The organism is Kitasatospora sp. NPDC036934 (genome assembly GCF_055608425.1).
Genome location: NZ_JBVJQR010000006.1, coordinates 308,636 through 332,455 on the forward strand (window position 1 = coordinate 308,636; position 23,820 = coordinate 332,455).

Annotated in this window: 12 protein-coding genes; 3 read left to right on the plus strand and 9 right to left on the minus strand. The window is 73.2% G+C overall.

The window, feature by feature from the left end:
• The first annotated feature begins 186 nt into the window (after positions 1 to 186).
• Positions 187 to 2,994: a penicillin acylase family protein gene (locus ACZ7BZ_RS11975; protein WP_470358249.1), complete on the plus strand. Its 2,808-nt coding sequence runs from the start codon at positions 187 to 189 to the stop codon at positions 2,992 to 2,994.
• Between the two features lie 159 nt (positions 2,995 to 3,153).
• Here ACZ7BZ_RS11975 and ACZ7BZ_RS11980 read toward each other — a convergent pair whose 3' ends face one another.
• Positions 3,154 to 3,462, minus strand: coding sequence for a hypothetical protein (locus tag ACZ7BZ_RS11980; RefSeq protein WP_470358250.1), 309 nt, complete (start codon positions 3,460 to 3,462; stop codon positions 3,154 to 3,156).
• Positions 3,463 to 3,578: 116 nt separating this feature from the next.
• On the opposite strand from ACZ7BZ_RS11980, the gene ACZ7BZ_RS11985 reads away from it, so the two are divergent.
• Both ACZ7BZ_RS11985 and ACZ7BZ_RS11990 read left to right on the plus strand, forming a co-directional pair.
• Complete coding sequence (locus ACZ7BZ_RS11985) at positions 3,579 to 4,796, plus strand: threonine synthase (protein ID WP_470358251.1); 1,218 nt, start codon at positions 3,579 to 3,581, stop codon at positions 4,794 to 4,796.
• 219 nt (positions 4,797 to 5,015) lie between these two features.
• Positions 5,016 to 6,401 (plus strand): hypothetical protein, encoded by a 1,386-nt coding sequence (locus ACZ7BZ_RS11990; protein ID WP_470358252.1) that lies wholly within the window; start codon positions 5,016 to 5,018, stop codon positions 6,399 to 6,401.
• 65 nt (positions 6,402 to 6,466) lie between these two features.
• Here ACZ7BZ_RS11990 and ACZ7BZ_RS11995 read toward each other — a convergent pair whose 3' ends face one another.
• The 8 genes from ACZ7BZ_RS11995 to ACZ7BZ_RS12030 all read right to left on the minus strand — a co-directional run bounded on the left by ACZ7BZ_RS11995 (position 6,467) and on the right by ACZ7BZ_RS12030 (position 23,668).
• Complete coding sequence (locus tag ACZ7BZ_RS11995; protein ID WP_470358253.1) at positions 6,467 to 7,531, minus strand: hypothetical protein; 1,065 nt, start codon at positions 7,529 to 7,531, stop codon at positions 6,467 to 6,469.
• Positions 7,528 to 8,379 carry an ABC transporter ATP-binding protein gene (locus ACZ7BZ_RS12000; protein WP_470358254.1) on the minus strand — a complete coding sequence of 284 codons (852 nt, stop codon included), beginning with the start codon at positions 8,377 to 8,379 and terminating at the stop codon, positions 7,528 to 7,530. Before ACZ7BZ_RS12000 ends, ACZ7BZ_RS11995 begins: the two co-directional genes overlap by 4 nt.
• Positions 8,376 to 8,792, minus strand: coding sequence for a GntR family transcriptional regulator (locus ACZ7BZ_RS12005; protein WP_470358255.1), 417 nt, complete (start codon positions 8,790 to 8,792; stop codon positions 8,376 to 8,378). Before ACZ7BZ_RS12005 ends, ACZ7BZ_RS12000 begins: the two co-directional genes overlap by 4 nt.
• A gap of 154 nt (positions 8,793 to 8,946) precedes the next feature.
• A complete protein-coding gene (locus ACZ7BZ_RS12010) occupies positions 8,947 to 10,002 on the minus strand; it encodes an MDR family NADP-dependent oxidoreductase (protein ID WP_470358279.1) in 1,056 nt (351 codons plus the stop codon).
• A 26-nt stretch (positions 10,003 to 10,028) separates the two neighbouring features.
• Positions 10,029 to 11,711, minus strand: coding sequence for a phytoene desaturase family protein (locus ACZ7BZ_RS12015; RefSeq protein WP_470358256.1), 1,683 nt, complete (start codon positions 11,709 to 11,711; stop codon positions 10,029 to 10,031).
• Positions 11,708 to 13,387, minus strand: coding sequence for a phytoene desaturase family protein (locus ACZ7BZ_RS12020; protein WP_470358257.1), 1,680 nt, complete (start codon positions 13,385 to 13,387; stop codon positions 11,708 to 11,710). The genes ACZ7BZ_RS12015 and ACZ7BZ_RS12020 overlap by 4 nt, the downstream gene beginning before the upstream one ends.
• Positions 13,374 to 22,652 carry a non-ribosomal peptide synthetase/type I polyketide synthase gene (locus tag ACZ7BZ_RS12025; protein ID WP_470358258.1) on the minus strand — a complete coding sequence of 3,093 codons (9,279 nt, stop codon included), beginning with the start codon at positions 22,650 to 22,652 and terminating at the stop codon, positions 13,374 to 13,376. The genes ACZ7BZ_RS12020 and ACZ7BZ_RS12025 overlap by 14 nt, the downstream gene beginning before the upstream one ends.
• A 116-nt stretch (positions 22,653 to 22,768) precedes the next feature.
• Positions 22,769 to 23,668: a sterol desaturase family protein gene (locus tag ACZ7BZ_RS12030; RefSeq protein WP_470358259.1), complete on the minus strand. Its 900-nt coding sequence runs from the start codon at positions 23,666 to 23,668 to the stop codon at positions 22,769 to 22,771.
• Positions 23,669 to 23,820: the final 152 nt, after the last annotated feature.

Sequence of the window (23,820 nt, forward strand, 5' to 3'; positions counted from 1 at the left end):
CCCTAGCCGACCCCACCGACAGTCAGAGCCGCCCCCATCCGCCCGACCGGGCCCGACCCACCGCCCCGCCCCACGATCAAGCCCAACTCCTGGGCACCGGAAGCGAAATGGCATGCACGCCACTAGCCAACCGTCCAGTAGCACCCCTACCGTCGACTCCCCGTGGCTTCGACGGAGGAGCTCGCCTTGCGCAGACCCCCACGCCCCCACCCCCGCCCCCTCCGGTTCGCCGCCGTCGCTCTCGCGTCGGCCCTGTTCGTGACCGCCGCCCTCACCGCCCCCACGACCGCGACCGCGACCCCCACCGCCGCGCCGGACTACTGCGGCGGCCGGTGCACCGACATCCTGCCGCCCGGTGAGAACGGCAATGCGACGCTCGCCGAGATCCTGCTCAACCGGATGTTCGGCAGCCGCCCCGCCCACACCGACGACCAGTTGGGCCCGTACTCCGGCCTCGCCTCCGGCTATCCGGGGCTGACCGAGGCCGGGTTGCGCAGCTTCTTCAACGACGCGTCGTTCGGCGTGCCGGCCGACCAGGTGGCCAGCACCGCGACCCCGCGCCCGGACGTGACGATCGTGCGCGACAAGGCCACCGGCGTGCCGCACATCACCGGCACCACCCGGTACGGCACCGAGTTCGGCGCGGGCTACGCCGCCGCGCAGGACCGGCTGTGGGTGATGGACCTGTTCCGGCACGTCGGCCGGGGCCAGCTGTCCGGCTTCGCGGGCGGCGCGGCCGCCAACCGGCAGCTGGAGCAGAGCTTCTGGCAGGCCGCTCCGTACACCGAGGCCGAGTTGCAGCAGCAGATCGACGCGCTGGCGGCCCGCGGCGGCCGGGCCACCCAGGCGCTGGCGGACGCCAACGCCTACCTGGACGGCATCAACCAGTACGTCACCCAGGCGTACAACGGCCGGACCTTCCCCGGCGAGTACGACCTCACCGGGCACATCGACCCGATCACCAACGCCGGTTCGATCGAGCCGTTCAAGCTGACCGACCTGGTCGCCCTGGCCTCGGTGGTCGGCGCGCTGTTCGGCTCCGGCGGGGGCGGCGAACTGGCCTCCGCACAGGTCAAGGAGGCCGCCGAGGCCCGGTACGGCAAGGACGCCGGGGACGCGGTGTGGAAGTCGCTGCGGGAGGCCGACGACCCGGAGGCGGTCAAGACCCTGCACGACGGGCAGAGCTTCCCGTACGCGACCGTGCCCGACGCCCCGCAGGGCCAGGCGCTGCCCGACCCGGGCTCGGTGGTGCCCGAACGGATGATCTACGACGCCACCGGATCGGCGAACACCGCGGCCACGAAGGCGAACGGCGTCCTGCCCGGCAATCTGCTCACCGCCAAGCACGGCATGTCCAACGCCCTGCTGGTCTCCGGCGCGCACACCGACGACGGCCACCCGGTCGCCGTTTTCGGCCCGCAAACCGGTTACTTCGCGCCGCAGTTGCTGATGCTGGAGGAGATCCAGGGCCCCGGGATCAGCGCCCGCGGCGCGGCCTTCGCGGGCCTCAGCTTCTACGTGCAGCTCGGCCGCGGCCAGGACTACGCCTGGAGCGCCACCTCCGCCGGGCAGGACATCACCGACACCTACGCCGTCCCGCTCTGCACCACCGACGGCTCGCAGGTCACCGCTGCCGCCAACTCCTATCTCTGGCACGGGCAGTGCCTGCCCTTCGACCGGCTGGAGCGCAAGGACGCGTGGAACCCGACCACCGCCGACTCCACCCCGGCCGGCTCGTACACCCTGGTGGCCTACCGCTCGAACTACGGACTGGTGACGGCCCGCGGCACCGTCGGCGGCGCGCCCGTCGCCTTCACCTCGCTGCGTTCCACCTACCGGCACGAGGCTGATTCCATCATCGGCTTCCAGGAGTTGAACGACCCGGGCGCGGTGCACGACGCCCAGAGCTTCCAGCAGGCGGCGCAGGACATCAACTACACCTTCAACTGGTTCTACGCCGACTCCCGCGACATCGCGTACTACAACTCCGGCAGCAACCCGGTCCGCGCCCCCGGAGTGGACGCCGGGCTCCCGGTGCTCGCCCAACAGGCCTACGAGTGGGCGGACTTCGACCCGGCGACGAACACCGCCCGGTACACCCCGCCGGCCGAGCACCCGCACTCCGTCGACCAGGACTACTACGTCTCCTGGAACAACAAGCAGGCGGACGGCTTCACCGCGGCCGGCTTCGGCAACGGCTCGGTGCACCGCGCCAACCTGCTGGACGACCGGGTCAAGTCCCTGCTGCGGAACGGCGGCAAGGCGAGCCGGGTCACCCTCACCCAGGCGATGGAGGGCGCCGCCCTGGCCGACCTCCGGGCCGAGGACGTGCTGCCCGACCTGATCCGGGTGCTGCGCAGCGCGCCGGTCACCGACCCGGCCGCCGCCACCGCCCTGCAGCAGCTGGAGGCCTGGCTCGCGGACGGCGCCCAGCGCAAGGAGACCTCACCGGGCAGCCACGCCTACGCGGACGCGGCCGCGATCCGGGTGATGGACGCCTGGTGGCCGCTGGTCGCCGACGGCGTGATGCGGCCGGGTCTCGGTGACCAGTTGTTCGGCGCACTGACCGGCGCACTGCAGATCAACGAGTCGCCCTCCGGCGGCCAGACCGGGGCGACGGCCGGTGGCCCGGTCAGCGCCAACGAGTCGATTCCGCACAAGGGTTCGGCCTTCCAGTACGGCTGGTGGAGCTATCTGGACAAGGACCTGCGGGCCGTCCTCGGCGACCCGGTGGCCGGGCCGCTGGCCCGTCCGTTCTGCGGCGGGGGCGACCTCACCGCCTGCCGCAACGTCCTGCTGACCACCCTCACCCAGGCCGCTGCCCAGTCGTCCGCCCAGGTCTACCCGGGTGACACGGACTGCTCGGCGGGCGACCAGTGGTGCGCCGACACCATCATCCAGCGCCCGCTGGGCGGGGTGACGGACGACAAGACCACCTGGCAGAACCGCCCGACGTACCAGCAGGTGGTGCAGTTCTCCAACCACCGGCCCTGACCGACGGAACGGCCGCCGGCGCCCCACCCGGGGCACCGGCGGCCGCGGCACGCCCAGCCGACCCGCTCGACGACCTCACGCCCAGCCGACCCGCTCGACGACCTCACGCCCAGCCGACCCGCTCGACGACCTCACGCCCAGCCGACCCGCTCGACGACCTCACGCCCTGCCGACCCGCTTGACGACCTCCCGCTCGGCCTCCCGCAGGTGGTCGGCCTCGTCCCTGAGCCGCACGCCCGCCAGGTGGTAGGCCTTGGGGCTCTGCGCCGTGGCCATCCGCTCGGAGAGGGCCGCCGCCAGCTCGCCCGCGACCTCCACCAGATCGGCGAGCGCCCCGAGCATCACAGCCGCCTCCGCCGCCGGGACCTTGTCCCGCCCGCTGTCCTTCGCCTTCGGCAGGGCGTTCTCCCGCAGCTGCCGCCGCGCCTCGTCGACCGCGTCGACCATCGCCCGAATCCCGCTGTCCATCCCGCTCCCCGGCTTCCGTTCCGTTGTCCGTCCTCGGACACCCCCGCTAGTGTGCCCAACCGGTCAAGATTCAAAAACTCGTCCGGTAGCACCTGAAACAGCCCTAGGCTACTTACATGGCAACAGACGACTCCCTCGCAACCGGCCAGCGCTCGCTCGGCGACCCCACCCTCGACTACCCCCTCCACCCGCCGCTGACCTCGGGCTGTCCGAACACCGGCACGGCGGACGTCTCCTACCCGGTCGAGGTCGACTACGCCTACGACAAGGTCGACCCGGCTGCCCTGTTCGCCCCGGTGCGGACCCGCGGCGGCCTGGAGCGCTGGGCGCCGCTGCTGCCCCCGCTGCTCGCCCCCGGGCTCGGCGAGGGCGCCACCCCGCTGGTCGAGCTCGAACCGGGCGTGTACGTCAAGGACGAGTCCCGCAACCCGACCTGGAGCCACAAGGACCGGCTGAACCGCTGCACCACCAGCGCCGCCGTCGGCGCCGGCGCGCCCGGCATCGCGGTCGCCTCCTCGGGCAACCACGGCGCCTCGGCGGCCGCCTACGCCGCCCGCGCCGGGCTGCCCTGCGTGGTGTTCACCGGCCCGGACACCCCGCCCGCCGTGGACGCCTTCCTCAACGCCTACGGCGCCGTGGTGCTGCCCGTCCCGTGGGAGGCCCGCTGGCCGCTGCTGCGCCAGGTCGTCGAGCGGCTCGGCCTGCATCCGGTCAGCAACCTGACGCCCACCCACACGGGCCACGCCTACGGCCCCGAGGGCTACAAGACCGTCGCGTACGAGATCTTCCAGGACGTCGGCGTGCCGAGCGCGGTGTTCGTCCCCACCGGGTACGGCGAACTGCTCTTCGGGGTGTGGAAGGGCTTCGTCGAGCTGCGTCGGCTGGGCCTCGCCGACCGGGTTCCGCGGATCCACGCCTGCGAGTCGGCGGCCTCCGGCCCGCTGCACCGGGCGCTCGCCGAGGGACTCCCGGCCGCACACGTGGCGGTCGGCCCGAGCGCGGCCTACTCGATCGCCTCCCCGGTCAGCGGCTACCGGGGCGTGCTGGCGGTGCGCGAGAGCGGCGGTGCGGCGCTCACCCTGGACGACGGCCAACTCGCGGACGCCCAGCGCGAGATGGCCCGCGCCGGACTGTGGGCCGAACTGTCCGCGGCGGCCGGACTGGCCGGACTTCGCAGCCTCGGCGCGCAGGCCCCGGACGACGGCCCGGTGGTCTGCGTCTCCACCTCCAGCGGCTTCAAGGACAAGGGCATGGGCACCCACCGGACCGCCCCGGCCCCCCCGGCCTGGGAGGAGGTGGAGCGCCGCCTGCGCGCGGCCGGGATCGCCGCCTGACCGAAGCACCCGACCGAGCCGCGCACCGAATCCCGGAACCGGAGCCCCCAACCCGCAACCCGCAACCCGCAACCCGCAACCCGCAACCCGCAACAGAAGTGCACGACCGGTACCGGAAGCCTGCTGTTCGTCGTACGGTTCGCTGACGTAGGGTCGGCGTTCGCCCATGCACAGCAGGCTTGCTCCGCCCCAACTCCCCAGCGTCGAAGGGCTGTCACCGTGATCCTGTCCTCCCGTCGGCTGTTGCCGCTGGCCGTCGCCGTCGCGGCGGTGCCCGTGCTCGCGCTCCCCGCGGTGCCGTCCGCGGCGGCCTCGTACGGCACCCCGACCATCACCTTCTCAGCCGGCTACCTGTCCGGCGCGGTCGGCGCCACCGGCGATCCCACGGTGAGCGTGACGGTCGCCCAGAGCGGCGCCGCCGCGTCGGCGTTGACGGTCGCCGCCTCGGCCAGCACCCGCGGCAGCGTGGCCCGGGCCGGCGACGTGACGGTGACCGGCAGCGGCGGCACCCGCACCCTGGCGGTCGCCGCCCAGGGCGTCGGCTACACCGACCTGACCGTCAAGGTGACCGGCCTGGGCGGCAAGACCGCCACCCGGACGCTGCACTACGCCGTCTCGGCCGCCGTCCGGGACTCCGCCGCGACCCGCTACCTGACCGGCTCCAGCGACGCCTCGGCCGCCGTGGACGCGGGCGGCGGCTTCATCCTGGTCGGCGACGACGAGTCCAACACCCTGCGGCTCTACGACCGCAACAACTCCGGTGCCCCGGTGCGGACCTGGGACTTCAGCTCTGCGCTCGGCGTCGCCAAGGAGATCGACATCGAGGCCGCCGCCCGGGTCGGCGACACGATCTACTGGACGGGCTCGCTCGGCAACAACAAGGACGGCAAGGTCAAGCCGGACCGGCACACGCTGTTCACCACCAAGGTCACCGGCTCCGGCGCCAACACCCAGCTGTCACTCGCCGGTTCGTACCACGGCCTGCGCGATGACCTGATCGCCTGGGACACCGCGCACGGCGACCGCTACGGCTTCGCGGCGGGATCCGCCGAGGGCCAGGCACCCAAGCAGATCGACGGATTCAACGTCGAGGGCCTGGAGTTCGCCCCGGGCAGCGGCAGCACCGCGTACATCGGCTTCCGCGCCCCGCTCACCCCGGCGGTCACCGGCGGCCGGGCGCTGCTGGTGCCGGTCACCAACTTCCCTTCGCTGTTCGACGGTTCGGCCGCGCACGCGACCATCGGCGAGCCGATCGAGCTGGACCTCGGCGGCCTGTCCGTCCGCGACCTGCGCCGCAACGCGCTCGGCCAGTACCTGATCGTGGCAGGCTCCTGGGCGGCCGAGGACAACTCCGAGCCGTACGCGCTCTACCGCTGGGACGGCCGGCCGGGCTCCCAGCCGGTCAAGCTGATCGACCTGCCGACCAGCGACGCCGGCGCCTGGGAGGCCGTCCCGGACGTCCCGGACCTGAACGCCCCCGGTGCCCGCGCCCAACTGATCACCGACAACGGCTCCGCCGACCTGTACGCCGACGGCACGGACGCCAAGGACCTCACCCACCCGGAGTGGAAGAAGTCCCGCAGCACCTGGTTCACCCTGGGCTGACCACCGCCCGCCCAAGACCGGCCCCTCGGCCCCGCCAGGCCGAGGGGCCCCTCCACGCCCCGCCTCTACACCGTCGTCCGCCCCCGTCGCACCAGCCACCAGGCGAGGGCCAGCGAGACCGCGAACACCGTGAGGTTCAGCCCGTTCTCGATCAGGTGGAAGGTCCCCAGCCGACCGGCCGGCTGGTAGCTCTGCTGGATGCCGACCAGCCCTTGCTGCTTGAGGCAGGAGAAGAAGGCGTCGCCGCGCCCGTCCGGGATGCTGCCGCAGTACTGGGCCATCACGTCGTGGTAGGCGTGGGCGTGCCCGGCCGCGTCCACGAAGGGCGACTTGCCGCCGTCCAGCAGGAGTTCGTCGGGCACCGGCGCCAGCGGATCGGCGCCGGCGGAACGGTCCGGCCCGAGCGGAAGCACCCGGGTGAGCGGGCTGAACAGGTGCGGCCGCACCTGCTCCAGCACCCAGGTGCGCAGGCCGAAGACGCCGAGCACCACCGCGAAGGCGGGCAGCAGCCGGCGCAGCGCCGCACCCGCCGCGACCCCGAACATCCCCCAGGCCAGGCCGAGGGTGAGCGGCATCCAGCCGCCGGCTTGGAAGAGCGTCCCCTCGAACAGGCTGCGCCGGTCGCCGAGGTGGACGAGCTGGGCGACGTGCAGGCACTCGACGGCGAGCCCCGCGGACAGCGCCGCAACGAAGGTGCCGAGCACGGCGAGCTTGCCGAGCAGCCAGCGCTGCGGGCTGATGTCCTGGGACCAGGCGAGCAGCAAGGTGCGCTGCTCGTACTCCTTGGCCAGCAGCGGCACCCCGAGGAAGGTCCCGATCATGGCCGGCAGGAAGACCACCAGGTTGAGCTGGTAGCCGGCGATGTCGACGGCGTCCTTGATCCGGGCGGTCCGGTCGTCCGCGACGGCCTTGGCGCAACCCGGCCCGTGGCACAGGTCGATCGCGCTCCGCAGTTCGGCCGCGTTGACGGCCATCCAGCCCAGCAGCACGACGGCGAGCGCGGCGAAGGAGATCAGCGCCGCCCGGTGCTGGCGCCAGGTGAGCCAGAGCAGGCCGCGCCACAGGTGTCCGCGCGGGGCCGGGGCGGGCCTGGTGTCGGCGGCCGGCGCCGGGGTGATGGTCGTACTCACAGTCCGGTCCCCCCGAGCGAGGTCTTGAGGTACGCGAGCACGATGTCCTCCAGGGTGACGGGGTGGGCCGTCCAGCCGGGGGCGTCCAGCGGGGTGGCCGCGCCGAGCAGGGTGCGCACCGTGAAGGTGGACTGTCTGGCGGTGTGGGTCTCGTGGACGACCTCCCCCTCGACCGGCGGGCGGTCGGAGCGCGGGCCGGTCAGCCGCAGGTGCTGGCCGAGCAGGTCGTCGGTGTCGCCGTTGAGGATGTCGCGGCCGTGCGAGAGCAGCAGCAGGTGGTCGCCCACGCCGGCGAGTTCGGCGACCACGTGGGTGGAGAGCAGCACCGTCATCCCGGTCTCGGCGACCTCGCCGAGCAGTTCGCCGGTGACGGCCTTGCGGGCGACCGGGTCCAGGTTGGCCAGCGGCTCGTCCAGCAGGAGCAGAGAGGGGCAGGCGCCGAGCGCGACGGCGAGCGCGACCTGGGCCTGCTGTCCGCCGGAGAGTTTGTCACAGCGCCGGTCGAGCGGGATGTCGAACCGCTCCAGCCAGGCGAGCGAGCGCCGCTGGTCCCAGACCAGATTGGTGTGGCGGCCGAAGTTCAGCATGTCGGCGACGCTGAAGCTGCGGTAGAGCGGCTTGTCCTGGGCGAGCAGCACGACCCGGCCGCCCACCCGGTACTCCCCGGCGGTGGGCCGCACCATCCCGCCGACGATCCCCATCAGGGTCGACTTGCCGGCGCCGTTCGCGCCGACCAGGGCGATCACCCCGCCCGCCGGGAGGGTGAAAGTGCAGTCGTCGAGGGCGGTGGCACCGCGGTAGGTCTTGGTCAGCCCGCTCACCTCGAGCCCGGGCTCGGTGGTGATCACGCCCGCGCTCCGTGCCACTCGCCGCGCTCGGCGGCGGCCCGCTCCTCCGAGAGCACCGCGGTGACCAGGGCCTTGACGTCCTCGTCCTCCAGCCCGGCCCGCCGGGCCTCGCCGACCCAGCGGGCCAGCCCGGTGCGCAGCCGCGCCATGTCGTGCGGTTCGACGGCGCCGAGCGAGCCGGTGACGAAGGTGCCGGAGCCCTGCCGGGCCTCGACCAGGCCGGCGTGCTCCAGTTCCTTGTAGGCCTTGAGCACGGTGTTGGCGTTGACCGTGCACGAGACGACGACGTCCCGGACGGCGGGGAGGCGGTCGCCGGACTTGAGCACGCCCAGCCTGAGCGCCTCCCGCACCTGGCGGACGAGCTGCGCGTAGGCCGGGACGCTGTCGCTCCGGTCCACGTGGAATTCGATCACGGGGCATCTCCTCGATCCCTGCGGATGCTGAGTACCCGTGAATTGTTATGCTCCACTAGAACACTAGTCAACCACTACAGCGAAGCACCGTCAGGCCGCACCGCCGTTCACGGCTCGTCGGAGCCCCGTCCGCAGCTCTGTCCGCAACCCCCGTTCACAGCTCGACCAGCACCTTCCCCCGGTTCGCCGAACGGTCGACGTAGAGGCTGCGGTAGGCCGCCGGGATGCTGTCGAAGCCCTGGTGGACGGTCTGCTGGTACCTCAGGTCCCCGCTTCGGACCAGCGCCCCGAGGTCCCGCCGCAGCGCGGCCCAGTTCTCCTCGGTGAACCACTCCAGCGAGAAGATCCCGCGGACCACGGTGCGCGGGAACATGATCATCGGTAGCAGCCGCGGCCCCGTCCACTCGCCGCCGACCTGGCTGCCCCACTGCCAGCAGACCGCCACCCGGCTGTCCACCGCGAGCATCCCGAAGACCGCGTCGGTGAGCGCCCCGCCCAGGCTGTCGAAGTAGCGGTCGACGCCGTCCGGGGCGAGCCCGGCCAGCTCCTTCGCCAGCCGCTCCGGGTCGTCGCCGTCCCGGTACTCCAGCACCGCGTCGAAGCCCAGCTCACGCAGCCGCTCGGCCTTCGCCGGCGTCGCCGTGGTGCCGATCACCCGGGCGCCCCGGTGCCGGCAGAGCTGGCCGACCACCGAGCCGACGGCGCCGCTGGCCCCGCTGACCAGCACCGTCAGCCCGGGCCGCACGTCCAGGAACTTCTCCACCGTGCCCCAGGCCGTCATCCCGGGCCCGCCCAGCACGCCGAGCGCGGTGGTGATCGGCAGCTGCTCGTCGTAGTCCGCGCGGTCCAGCCGGCGGTAGGCCGGGAAGACCATCGGGAAGGTGCCGGTCTGCCAGGGTGCGGGTGCGCCGTTGCCGATCACATGGCTGCGCCAGCCGCCGAAGCCCTGGACCAGGTCGCCGACCGCGAACCGTGCGGCCGGCCCGGCCCGCACCACCTCCATGATCGAGTCGGCGCCCATGTGGTCGCCGACCGGGGTGTCCAGCGCGATGCCCTGGAGGTACGGGTCCACCGACACCCACCGGGTGCGCAGCAGCATCTCGTCGTCGGCGAGCCGGACGTCCACCTCCTCCACGACCTTCTGGTACATCCGGTGCACGTCCGGTACGCCGTCGACGTGCGCGCGGACGACCCACTTCTCGATCCGCACCTTCTCGGCAGTCGGCAGGGGCTGGCTCAAGACGTGACTCCAAACTGCCGGTCGTCGGGCCCGACCGGGTCGGTGATCAGGGTGGGCGGCGGCGCGTGGTCGTCCACCTCGGCGGTGAACGGCCGGGCGTCGTCGCGGCAGATGAACTGCACGACGTGGCGGCCGGCGGCGGCCGCGCGGATCAGGCCGCCAGTGGTCGCCCAGACTCCGGAGAGGTAGAAGTTGGCCAGGCCCGGCAGCCCCGGGCCGTTGCGCCTGATCTCCTCCTCCAGGGTCTCCCCGCTCTCCACGAAGGGCTGCCAACCGAGCACCGTGCCGTCGTAGTTGCCGGTGTAGCGGACCTGGGTGAGCGGGGTGGAGACGTCCTTGACGGCCACCGCGTCCCGCAGCCCGGGGTGGTGGCCGTCCAGGAACTCGATGACGGCGTCGCGGACCCGGCGCTTCTCCCGCTGGTACTCCCTGCCCCGGCCGACCGGCAGGGTGTGCAGTTCCTCGCCGCGCCGCAGCCGGGGCGCCTGCTCGGGGCCGGTGCTCAGCGCCCGCCAGGGGGCGATGTCGCAGAAGTAGCTGGCGTAGACGACGGTGGTCCCGGCGGGCGACAGCTCGGGGTAGTGCCGGCTGCGGAACTGGATGTTGATGCTGGGGTGCCGGATGCCGGTGAGCCGCGCCGCGAACTCGTCCTCCAGCAGGTAGGTGGTGCACGGGTCGCCGGCCGGGAAGGGCGTGCGCAGGCCGAGGAAGACGGTCAGGTAGCCGGGGAAGACCATGCCCGGCTCGGTCAGTGTCCGGGTGTAGAGCCGACGGTAGGTGTCGGTCAGGTAGCGGCCCTTGAGCAGGTCCAGCATCGTGGTGCGGCCGTCGCAGGCGGCCACCACGATGTCCGCGCGCAGCTCGCGCCCGTCGCTCAGCCGCACCCCGACGGCGGTGTCCCGCTCGACCAGGATCTCGGTCACCTTGGTGTTGTAGTCGATCTCGCCGCCGAGCCGCCGGTAGCGCTGCTCGATCGAGCGGGCCAGCCCGAGCGAGCCGCCCTCCGGTACTCCGGCGGACTGCCCGGCGTGCGAGGCGAGTTGGAAGTACGTCGGCAGCACCGGGAAGTTGGGGTGCTTCTCGTACAGCACGAAGTTGAACGCCTCGCGCAGCAGCGGGCTGCGGAAGCGGGCCGAGTAGTCGCTCATCAGCACCGAGATCGAGCGCCGGATCACGTTGAAGTACGGCAGGAAGGAGGCGAGCATCCGCCAGCGCTCCCACCGGCCCATCAGGCCGACCGGCTTGAGGAACGGATAGCGGGCCAGCGCTAGGCGGAACGTGCGCAGTCCGGCGCAGAACTGCCGGATCTGCCGGGCGTCCTCGGGGGCGAGGTCCAGCAGGTGGGCCTCCAGCCGGTCCGGGTCGGAGTAGAAGTGGACTGCCCGGCCGTCCCGGGTGCGCACCACGTTGAAGACGTCGAAGTTGCGCATCCGCTTGCCCTGCAGCGCGCCGAGCTCCAGCCAGATCCGGTGCATCTCGTTGCCGGGACCGCTGCCCAGCAGCCAGCTGATGCAGCAGTCGAAGGTGAACTCGCCGCGGTCCCAGGCGGTGCAGCAGCCGCCGGGCAGCTCGTGCATCTCCAGGACGCGGGTGCGGTAGCCGTTCATCTGCGCGTAGCAGCCGGTGGACAGGCCGCCGAGGCCGCCGCCGATGATGATCATGGACTGCCTGGGACTCATTCGGGTACTCCCATGGTGGCCGCGTCGAGTTGCGGCAGCGGGCCCCACTTGCCCGGGTGCCAGGGCTCCCGGTTGTCGCTGGGCCAGGCCCGGAACGGCCGGCCGAGTTCCCGGCAGAGGTACTGGGCGGCGTACCGTCCGCTGGTGGCGGCCCGGATCAGGCCGCCCAGCGAGGCCCACTGACCGGCCATCGAGAAGCCGTTGAGGCCGGGCAGCCGCATCCGGTCCCGGTTGACCAGCCGGTTGGCGGCGTCCTCGGCCTCGGAGAACGCCTGCCAGGCGAGGATGCTGCCGTAGGTGTTGCCGGTGAACCGCTCGGTGGTCACCGGCGAGGCGATGTCGACCAGTTCGATCCTGGCGCCGAGCCCGGGGTGGGTACGCTCCAGGAACTCCCGGACGAATCCGGCGACTTGCTGCTTGCGCGCCCGGTAGGCCCTGCGGTCGCGGATCCGCAGCTCCTTCCAGGAGCGGTAGTCGCTGAAGTAGGTACAGTGCAGCACCGACTTGCCGGGTGGCGCGAAGCCGTCCGAGTAGTTCGACCGCAGCTGAACCACCAGGCTCTGCTGGAGCGAGCCGGGCAGCCGGGCGGCGTCCTCGGGCGTCAGCAGGTAGGTGGTGCTGTGCGGTTCGCCGGCCGGCAGCGGGCCGTCCACGCCGACGAAGGCGGAGACCACCGCCGGGTAGAGGTTGCCGGGCTTGTCCAGCAGTTCGCCGTACAGCCGGTCGGTGGCGGGGCTGGAGTAGCGGCCGCGCAGCAGCCGGTCGAGCACCGTCGGGCCGTCGCAGGCGGCCACCACGTGGTCGGCGAAGTGCCGTGTTCCGTCGCGCAGTTCGACGCCGACGGCACGCCCGTCCTCGACCAGGATCCGGTCCACCCGGCAGCGGTAGCCGATCATCCCGCCGAGCGAGGTGTAGCGCTCCTCCACCGAGCGGGCCAGCCCGAGCGAACCGCCCTGCGGGAAGCCCGCGTTGCCGGTGTGGGCGGCGGCCAGGGTGTACAGGTAGGGCAGCAGCGGGAAGCCGGCCGGCTCCTGGAGGAACATCGTGGGGAAGGCCCGGCGCAGCAGGGGGTCCTGGAAGCGCTCGGCGAAGCCGCTCATCGGGGTGGTCGCGGTGCGCCAGAACAGCCGGAAGGCGGGCAGCAGGCCGCGCAGGGTGCGCAGCCGTTCGGCGGCGGTCCGCAGCGGCGGCGGAGTGAGGTCCCAGGGCAGGTCGATCGCGGCGAAGCGGCGGAGGTCCCGGCAGAAGGCCCGGATCGGCGCGGCGTCGCCGGGGGCGAGGGCCAGTAGGTGGGCCTCCAGCCGGTCCGGGTCGGTGTGGAAGGTGACGGCCCGGCCGTGTTCGTCGACGACCCGGTTGAAGGTGTCGAAATGGGTCACCGACTTGCCGTCCAGGGCACCGAGTTCGCGCCAGACCTGGTGGGCGCCGGTGCCCTCGGCGGTGCCGATCAGCCAGTCGATGCAGTAGTCGAACAGGTAGCCCTGCCGGGACCACGCGGTGCAGCAGCCGCCGGGCAGCACGTGCTTCTCGAAGATCCGGGTCTCCAGCCCGCTCATCTGGGCGTAGCAGCCGGTGGCGAGGCCGGCCAGGCCGGCCCCGATCACGATCACCCGGGGCGGGCCGGCGGTGGCCCGCTCCCGGGCGGACCAGTCCGGCCCGCGGTCAGCCGCGGCCATCGGCGCAGCCTCCCACCCGGAGGTCGGCCGCCCGAAGGTCGGCGGCCAGCAGCCCGGCGGCCAGTTCGGCGTTGCGGGCGGCGAAGTCGCCGTCCAGCATCTCGGCGTGGCTGCCGTGGCCGGGGTGCACGGCGGTGCCGGTGGTGGAGGCGCCGTGCCAGGAGCCCGGTTCGCCGGCCGCGTGGAGGCCGAGCCGCTCGCGCTCGCAGACCACGTCCAACCGGGCCCGGACGGTACCGGAGTTGGGCGTGCGACTGGAGAACTCAAGGTAGTCCCGGGCCTGTTGGAGCGTCTCCTGGGCGACGATCGTGGAGCCGGTGTGGCGGTGCAGGTGCTCCCGGAGTTCGCGTTCGAAGACGGCCACGTGCTCGGCGCCCAGGTCGAAGGCGTCCAGGACCCGGTAGGCGTCCACCAGCAGCAGCGCGTCGACGGTGCGGCCTCGCCGTTCCAGCTCCTTGGCCACCTCGAAGGCGAGGTTGCCGCCGAGCAAGTAGCCGAGCAGCAGGTACGGCCCGTCCGGGTGCAGCGCCTCGACCAGGTCGGCGTAGCGGGCGGTCTTATCGTCGCCGGTCAGGTAGTTGAAGGCGGCGATCCGGTGCCCGGGCAGGTGGGCGGCGAGCTGGCGGTAGACCAGGCCGTGCCCACCGGCCGGCGGGAAGCAGAACACCGTACGGGCCTGCGGCGCCTCGGCGTTGAACCACAGGTGGGGCTGCCCGCCGGCCACCTCGCCGGTGATGATCTGCTCGACGGTGCGGGCCATCCCGTGCAGGGTGGTGACCTTGAACAGCAGGCCGACCGGGATGCTGATGTTGAACTCGGTCTGCAGGTGGTGGATCAGCTCGATCAGCCGGATGGAGCTGCCGCCGAGCTCGAAGAAGTCGTGCTGGAGGCCGACTTCGGCCACGCCGAGCAGCTTCTGCCAGTGTTCGGCGACCCGCGTCTCGTAGAGGGTCACCGGCGGTTCGTGCCGGGCGCCGCCGGTGTCGGCCTCGGGCTCGGGCAGGGCGGCGAGGTCGACCTTGCCGTTCGGGGTGAGCGGCAGGGCGGGCAGTTCGGTGAGGTAGGAGGGGATCATCACGGTGGGCAGGTGTTCGGCGAGGTGGCGACGCAGTTCGCGGCGGTCCAGCCGGGCGCCCTCGGCGGGCACCAGGTAGGCGGCCAGCACCGACTCACCCGAGGCGTCCTGACGGACGGTCACGCAGGCTTCGGCGAGTTCGGGCCGGGCGGTCAGGTGGGTCTCGATCTCGCCGGGTTCGATCCGGTGGCCGCGCACCTTGACCTGGTTGTCGATCCGGCCGAGCAGGTGCGCGGTGCCGGCGGTGTCCCAGTGGCCGAGGTCGCCGGTGCGGTAGAACCGCCGGGGGGTGCCGTCCAGGTCGAGCTCCCGGAAGCGCCGTTCGGTCTGTTCCGGGTCGTTGGGGTAGCCGGCCGCGACGCCCGCGCCGCCGATCCACAGTTCGCCGGGCACCCCGACCGGGACGGGCTCGCCGTAGCGGTCCAGGACGTACAGCTCGCTGTTCGGGAAGGGGCGCCCGATCGGGACCATCCGGCCGGGGTCCAACTCTTCGGCGCCGCCCTCGTAGTAGCTGCTGTCCACGGTGGCCTCGGTCAGGCCGTAGGAGTTGACCAGCCTGGTCCCCGGGCCGCACAGGGCGCGCAGTCGGCGGTGCTCGGCGGCCTTCCAGGAGTCGGAGCCGACCACCAGTAGCCGCAGGAAGTCCAGCCGCTGCCCGGAGCGTTCGCAGTGGGCCAGCAGGGCGCGGGCCACGGCGGGCACGAACTCGCCGCAGTCCACGGCCTCTTCCCGCATCACCCGGTACAACCGGGCGGTTTCGAACAGCAGTTCGCGGTCGACCAGGACGAGGGTGCCGCCGGTGCCGAGCGCCCGGGCGAGGTCGCCGGAGAACACGTCGAAGGCGCTGCCGGCCATTTGGAGGTGCACCCGGGCCTCGGTGTCCAGCCGGTACTCGGCGCGCCAGCCGGCCGTCGCGGCCGCCAGGTTGCGGTGGTCGACCCGGACGGCCTTGGGGCGCCCGGTGGAGCCCGAGGTGTGGATCACGTACGCGGGCCGGTCCGGGTCGGCCGGGGGCAGCGGCCCGGCGCCGCCGGCGGGGCCGTCCAGCTCGGCCAGGGTGACCAGCGGGGCGGGCAGTTCGGCCGGGAGGGGACGGCGTTCGTCCACCACGACCAGGGCCGCCCCGGCGTCGGCCACCTGGTACGCCAGCCGGTCGGCCGGGTGGCCGGGGTCGAGCGGCAGGTAGGCGGCGCCGGCCCGCCAGACCGCCAGCAGGGTGGTGATCAGCTCGGGTGACTTGTCCAGGCAGACCGCGACCACCGAGCCCTCGCCGACGCCGAGTCCGCGCAACCGGGCAGCGGCCCGCTGGGACGCGCGGTCCAGCTCGCCGTAGCTCAGCCGCCGGACGGCGTCCCGGCCGGGGGCGACCACCGCGACGGCCTCCGGGTGCTCGGCGGCGGCCTTGGCGATCAGCTCGGGCAGCGGCACGTCGTGGTCGATCCGCCGCCCGGCGCCGCTGAACTCGTCGAGGATGCGACGCCGTTCGGCCTGGTCCAGGATCGGCAGCCGGCCGACCGGTTCGCCCTCGGCGGCCCGGGTCATGGCGTCCAGCAGGTTGCGGTAGTGCGCGGCCAGGCGCCGGACGGTGCCGGGCTCGAAGAGGTCGGAGTTGTACTTGAGGACGCAGTGGTAGCAACCGTCCGCGCGGTCCTCGTAGGCGGACAGGGTGAGGTCGAACTGCCCCTCCTCCTCGGGGAGTTCGATGTACTCCAGGTGGTACCCGAAGCGCTCCACGGCGACCTTGTGGGTGAGCAGGATGAACATCGCCTGGAACACCGCGGAGCGGCTCGGGTCGTGCTGCAGGCCCAACTGCTCGACCAGCAGTGGGAACGGGTACTCCTGGTTGTCCAGCCCGCCGAGCACGCTCTCCCGGACCCGGGCGATCAGCTCGGTCACCGTCGGCTCGCCGGCCAGGCTGACGTGCAGCGGCAGCGGGTTGACGAAGTAGCCGTAGACGGAGCCGAACTCCTCCTGGGTGCGGCCGGTGACGGGGCTGCCGACCACGATGTCCGGCTGCCCGGACCAGCGGTGCAGCAGCAGGTAGTAGGCGCTGAGCAGCACCATGAACGGGGTGGCGCCGTGCGCGCGCGCCAACTCGTGGACGCGAGCTGTCAGTTCGCCGTCCAGCTGGAAGAACTCGGAGGCCCCGTTGTGGGTCTGCACCGCCGGGCGCGGCTTGTCGGTGGGCAGGGCGAGGACGGGCATCACGGCGGGCAGGTGGCCACGCCAGTAGTCGAGCATCCGCTGCGCCTGCGGCCCGGCCAGGAAGCGGTTCTGGTGGTTGAGGAAGTCCAGGTAGCGGGCCGCCACCGGGGGCAGTTCGGGGGTGCGGCCGAGGCGCAGCGCCTGGTAGACCTCGAACAGCTCCTCGATGAAGGTGAAGGTGGAGATCGCGTCCGAGACGATGTGGTGGACGGCCTTCATCAGCACCCAGCGGTCCGGTCCGCGCCGGAACAGCCGCAGCCGCACCAGCGGGTCCTCGGCGAGGTCGTACGGCCGCCGGTACTCGCGGACGATCAGCTCGTGGATCTCCTCCCAGGGGCGGCCCTCGACGTCGAACAGCCCGGTGTCGGCGACGACTTCGCTGCGGATCCGCTGGACGGGGCGGCCCTCCTCGGCGGTGAAGGCGGCGCGCAGGCCGGGGTGCCGGGCAACCAGGAAGGCGAAGGCGGCGAACACCAGCTCCGGGTCGAGTTCGGCGCGCACCTCGACGGCGCCGCCGATGTTGTAGGCGAAGCCGTCCGGGTGCAGCTGGCGCAGGAACCACAGCGCCTGCTGGTTGTGGGTGAGCGGGTAGCGCGAGGCGTCGGTGTGCAGCTCGACGTCGGCCCGCTCCGGGCCGCCCTCGGCGGCGAGCCGCTCGGCCAGGCCCTCGGTGAGCAGCTCGACCAGGTCGGCGACGCTGCCGTTGCTGAGCAGTGCCACCACCGGCAGTGCGACGCCGAGTTCGCCGTGCACCCGGGCGCGCAGCTCCATCGCGAGCAGCGAGTCCAGGCCGTGGGCGCCGAGCCGGGTGTCGGGGGTGATCCGCTCGGTGCCGGTGCGCAGCACGGCGGCGGCGGCCGCCGTGAACCGTTCGGTGACCAGCGCTCGGCGGGTCTGCGGGTCGGCGGCGCGGTAGCCGTCCAGGAAGCCGCCGCTCTCCGCCGGGGCCTGCTCGGCGGCGTTCGCGGCCAGCTCGGCGACCAGCGGCGGCGGGGTCGGGTACCAGGCGAGGAAGGTCGGCCAGTCGACCACGGTGGCGACCAGCAGTTGGGCGCGGTCCTGCCCGAGGACACGTTCCAGCACGGCGGTGCCGGCCTCCGGCGGCAGCGAGCTCATGCCGCGGGCGTCGCGGTAGTGGGCGACCAGGCCGAGTTCCTCGATCATGCCGGTGGCCCAGGGGCCCCAGTCCAGGCTGAGTGCGGGCAGGCCGGCGGCCCGGCGGTGGTGGGCGAGGGCGTCCAGGAAGGCGTTGCCGGCCGCGTAGTTGGTCTGCCCGGCGGTGGTGAGCAGCGAGGCGACGGAGGCGAACAGCACGAAGTGGTCGAGTGGTTCGTCGGCCAGCAGCCGGTGCAGCAGGTGGGCGCCGGTGACCTTGGGGGCGTACCCTGCGTCGAAGGCGGGGCGGTCCATCTGCGCCAGCAGGGTGTCCCTGACCTGTCCGGCGAGGTGGAACACGCCGCGGATCCGCGGCAGCCGGCGCTGCCTGTGGTCGGCGAGCCAGTCGGCCAGGGCGCTCCGGTCGGTGACGTCGACGGCGGCGAGCAGCGGTTCGGCGCCGAGTTCCTCCAGTTCGCGCAGGAAGGCGATCCGTTCGCCGGCCGGGCTCGCCGGATCGACGGTGTGCCATGCGGTTCGCGGCGGCAGGGCGGTGCGGCCGACCAGGACGAGGCGCCGGGCGCCGCGGCGCACCAGGGTGCGGCAGAGCAGCCGGCCGAGCGCGCCGAAGGCTCCGGTGACGAGGTAGCTGCCGTCGGGGCGCAGCACCGGCGGCAGCGGCCGGGTGAGGCCCTCGGCGGGGCGCAGCCGGCTGGCGAGCCGGCGCTCGGCCCGCAGGGCGAGTTCCGGTTCGGCGTCCTCGGGGGCGACGAGTTCCGCGAGCAGTGCCTCGGCCTGGTCGGCGGCCGGGGCGGCGAGGTCCAGGTCGATCAACCGGCCGCGCTGGGCGACGAGTTCCTGCTGCCAGAGCACCCGGCCGATGCCCCAGGCGGGGGCGCCGAGCGGCTCGACCGGCTCGTCCGGGAGGACGGCCTGGGTGCCCCGGGTGACGATGTGTAGCCGGCCGTCGGGGCGGGCGGCGGGCAGCGCCCGGGCGAGGGGGATCAGCGAGTAGGCGCCGAGGGTGGCGAGCCGGTCGAGCCGCCCGGGGTCGGTGGCGTCCAGGGCGGGCAGGTCGAGGTTCCACAGGTGGACGACGGTCCGGTAGCAGGGGTCCAGGTCGGCGAGCAGCTGCCGGAGGTCCTCCGCGGAGTCGGGCCGTACGGTGCTCTCCTGGGCGCCGGGCGCGTAGGCGGCGCCGGGCCGGACGAGGTGGCTGCGGGCGCCGCGCTCGGCGGCCAGGGCGGCCAGCCGCTCGGCGAGGCCGCCGGAGTCGGCGAACAGCAGCAGATCGCCGATCGGCTGCTCGGCGGGCGCGGCCGGGGTGTCCTGCCAGCCGAGTTCGGTGAGCCAGCCGTCGATGGTGGCCAGGCCCACCGAGCCGGCCGCCTTGGTGACGTCGGCGGCCTTGAAGCCGGTGATCCGGCCGAGCGGGGTGCCGTCCTCGGCGTACAGGGCGAGGTCGCCGAGGAGTTCACCGCCGCCGTCCCGGGTGACGGTGGCGTGCACCCAGAGCGGCTGGTCGCCGATGGCGTCGAGCCGGACCTCCGCGATGGAGACCGGCAGCCGGACACCGCCGTCCTCGGGCTCGTGCAGCCGGGTGGTGAGCAGGGTCTGGAAGCAGGCGTCGAGCAGGACGGGGTGCAGGTGGTGGTCGGCCGCGTCGGGGCCGAGTCCGTCGGTGGGGCGGATCCGGGCGAGCGCCTCGCCGGGCCCGGCCCATACCTCGGCGATGGCCCGGAAGGCGGGCCCGTAGTCGTAGCCGCGCTCGGCCAGCCGCCGGTAGCAGTCGGGGCCGTCGAGGTGCTGCCCGCGGGCGCGCAGCGCGACCAGGTCGGGGGCGGGCCCGTGGGAGCGGCGCTGGCCGGTGCGGACCCGGCCGCCGGCGTGCACGACGGGTTCGGCGCCGGCCGGGGTGGCGGCGATGGTGAAGCGGGCGTCCTCGGGGGCGAAGCCGAGCTGGACCGGGACGGGTTCGGTGTCGGAGAGGAACAGCGCCCGGTGCAGTTCGATCTCGGCCAGCACCACCTCGGTGCCGCCGGTCAGGGCGCGGACGGCCTGGGCGGCCATCTCCAGGTAGCCGGCGGCGGGGAAGACCGCCCGGCCCTCGATCCGGTGGTCGTCCAGGTAGGGCAGCCGCTCGGGGTCGAGCGCGGTGGTCCAGGTGGGCTGGGCGGCGGTGGTGCGGCGGCCGAGCAGCGGGTGGTCGAGCTGTCCGAGCCGGACCTGCTCGACCGGCTTCGGCTCGACCCAGTAGCGTTCGCGCCGCCACGGGTAGCTCGGCAGCGGCACCGGGCGCCCGGCCGGGTGCAGGGCGTTCCAGTTCAACTCCAAGCCCAGGGTGTGGAGTTCGGCGAGCGTACGGGCGATGCGCTCGGGTTCGTCCTGCTGCCGGCGGATCGACGGCAGCGGGTGCGCCCGCTCGGCGCACTCGCGGATCGCGTGCCCGAGCACCGGGTGCGGGCCGACCTCCAGGAACAGCCGGTGGCCGTCCTCGGCCATCCGCTCGACGGCGGCCCGGAAGCGCACCGGGTTGCGGACGTTGCCCCACCAGTAGCCGGCGTCCAGCTCCGGCCCCCGGGCGAGCCCCTCGCGGGCGGTCAGGTAGAGCGGCAGCTTCGCCTGCTGGGGCTTGATGCCGGCCAGGGCGGCGAGCAGTTCCTCCCGGATCGGGTCCATCCGCACGCTGTGGTAGGGGACTTCGACGTCGAGGAAGCGGGCGAACACGCCCTTCCGGTCCAGCTCCCCGGCCAGTTCGCGCAGTGCCTCGGTGTCCCCGGCGAGGGTCACCGCGGAGGGACTGTTGACGGCGCCGAGCGAGACCAGGTCACGGTAGGGGCGGATCCGGCGCTCCGCCTCGGCCTCCGGCAGGCCGACGGCGAGCATCGAGCCCGTCCCGGAAAGCCGCTGCTGGAGTGCGCTGCGGGCGAGCACCACCCGGACGGCGTCGGCCAGGTCGTAGACCCCGGCCTCGTGGAAGGCGGCGACCTCGCCGGTGCTGTGGCCCACCACCGCGTCGGGGCGCACCCCGTGGCTCCGCCAGAGCGCCGAAAGGCCCAGCTGGACGGCGAAGTTGGCGGGCTGGGCGAGCCAGGTCCCGGCCATCCTGGAGTCGGCCTCGTCGCGGCCGAGTTCCGTCAGCAGCGACCAGCCGGCCTGGGCGCGGATCTCGGCGTCCACCGCCCGGACGGCCTCCCGGTAGACCGGCTCGCTCTCGTACAGACCCCGGCCCATCCCCCACCACTGCGGGCCCATGCCGGTGAACACCCAGGCCAGGCGCCGATCTCCGGGCTCCAGGGCGCGGCCCTGGACGACTCTCGGGTGGGCCTCGCCGCGTGCCGCGGCGGTCAGCGCCTCGGCCAGGTCGGCCGGTCCGGCGTGCACCACCGCGAGCCGCTCGGACAGGTGCTGGCGGCGGTGGGCCAGGGTGTGGCCGAGGTCGGCCGGGCAGGCGCCGTCGGCCAGCTCCTGCCGTACGGCGGCCGCGAGTTCGGGCAGTCCGGCGGCGTCCCGGGTGCTCAGCGGCAGCACCGTGACGGCTGGCCGGGGCGCGGGGGCCAGGGGCGCGGGCGGCGGCGGTTCCTCCAGCAGGACGTGGGCGTTGGTGCCGCCGAAGCCGAAGGAGTTGACGCCGGCCCGGGCCGGGCCCCGGTGGTCGGGCCAGTCGACGGGAGCGGTCGGGATGTCGAAGGGCAGCGCGGCCAGGTCGATGGTCGGATTGGGCCGCTCCAGGTTGAGGTGCGGCGGGATGCGGCGGTGCTTGAGCGCCAGCGCGGTCTTGATCAGCCCGGCGACGCCGGCGGCGGCCTCGGTGTGCCCGATGTTGGTCTTCACCGAGCCGACGTAGCAGCGCTCCCCCGCGCGGCGGCCGATGCCCAGCACCCGGCCGAGCGCGGCCGCCTCGATCGGGTCGCCGACCGGGGTGGAGGTGCCGTGCGCCTCGACGTACTGCAGGCTGCCGGGCGTCACCCCGGCCCCGGCGCAGACCCGCTCGATCAGGGCCGCCTGGGCATCCGCGCTGGGGACGGTGATGCCGTTGGTGCGGCCGTCCTGGTTGACGCCGGTGCCGAGGATCACCGCGTGCACCTGGTCCCCGTCGCGCAGCGCGTCGGCGAGCCGCTTGAGCACCACCACGCCGACCCCCTCAGCCCGGACGTAGCCGTCCGCGGCGGCGTCGAAGGCGCGCGAGCGGCCGTCGGCGGAGAGGAAGCCGCCCTTGGTCTCGGCGATCGTGTACTGCGGCGCCATGTGCAGCAGCGCACCGCCGGCCAGGGCGAGTTCGGTCTCGCCGCGGAGCAGGCTCTGGCAGGCCAGGTGGACCGCGACCAGGGAGGAGCTGCAGGCGGTGTCGATCGAGACGCTGGGGCCGCGGAAGTCGAAGCAGTGCGAGATCCGGTTGGACACCATCGTCATCATGGTGCCGGTGGCGGTGTGCGCGGCGATGGTGGCGAAGTCGAGGTCGGCGAACTGGAGGATCTTCCAGTCCAGGGTGAAGGCGCCCATGTAGACGCCGACGTCCCGCCCGGCCAGTTCCCCGGGGCGCAGCCCGCCGTCCTCCAGCGCCTCCCAGCTCACCTCCAGGAGCTTGCGCTGCTGCGGGTCCATGTGTTCGGCCTCGCGCGGGCTGATCCCGAAGAAGGCCGGGTCGAAGGTGTCGAAGCCGTCGATGTAGCCGCCCCGGCCGCCGATCAGCCGGCCCGGCTTGGCCCGGTCCCGGCTGCCCAGGGTGCCGGTGTCGTACCGGTCGGCGGGGGTGTCGGTGAGACAGTCCCGGCCCTCGATCAGGTTGCGCCAGTAGGTCCGGTGGTCGTTGGCGTGTCCCGGCAGGCGGCAGCCGATGCCGGTGATCGCGATCCGTTCGCAGGGCACGGCGAAGGGCGAGGTGGTCATGGTCCATTCCGAGGGTGGTGGCGGGGCGGCGCGGGCGGGGTGGCGTGGGGGGTGGGGAACTCGGGGCCCGGCGGGCCTCGTCGGGTCGGCTGTCGGCCCGGCGGGCCGGCGAGGGGTCAGACGGACTGCTCGGTGGTCTTCATCCGGCGCCAGGGGTGCATCAGGGTGGCGCCGAGCTCCCCGGTGGCCGGGAACGCGGTCGGGTCGGTGAGACCGACGGTCTCCGGGATCCGTCCGGGCCGCCAGGTGAAGCTCCCGAAGACGTGGTCCCACAGCGACAGGTCGGAGGCGTAGTGACCGGCTTCGGCGAGGTCGGTGCTGTGGTGCAGGCGGTGGAGTTCCGGACCGGCCAGGACGTGACCGAGCCAGCCGATGCGGACGTCGATGTTCGCGTGAACGAAATACCCCTGCGCCATCACGAATATTCCGACCACGAACACTGAATCCGCCGAGAATCCGATGATCGCCAGCAGGAGTTGGACCACGGACTGTGCGAACAGCACGTCCAGGAAGTGGTTCACGCCGTTGTTGGCGACGTTCACCTTGTCCGGGACGTGGTGCACGCCGTGCAGTCGCCAGAGCCAGCGGTTCCGGTGCGACCAGCGGTGCACCAGGTAGTCGCCGAGCGAGCCGAGCAACAGGGCGAGCGGGATCTCCGCTGCGAACGGCAGCGCCGGACGGCTCGGTCCGACCACCCCCACCAGGGCGGTCACCAGCCCCTGGGCCAGTCCGCCGCCGAGCATGCTCAGCACGAAGTACACCCCGTACCAGCGGAGTTCACGACCATTCGGATGCCAGTCGGCCCGGTGGGGGATCACCCGCTCCAGCGCCGCCAGGTAGCAGATGACGGCGATCAGCACGAGCGGGGAGACCCGGTCGGGCGCCCAGTGGAAGTGCAGTGTCGCGACGGCAGTGCACAGCACCCCCAGGAGCAACAGCGGATGGGCGAGCCGGCGTGCGATGGCGGACAGCACGCTCCCCCTAGTTCTTCGCGGACCAACGAATGGAAACGTCAAAGACTCTAGCGGGAGCCACTGGAACGGTCAGTCATTCGACGTGTTAACGCCATGAATAACCCGATCGGCGGAAGATGCGCACACGAAGTTGACGAAAGGGCGGCGTGAATGAGGCGCGTTCGACCCGCGCCCACGGGGCGCCGGAGTGCGGC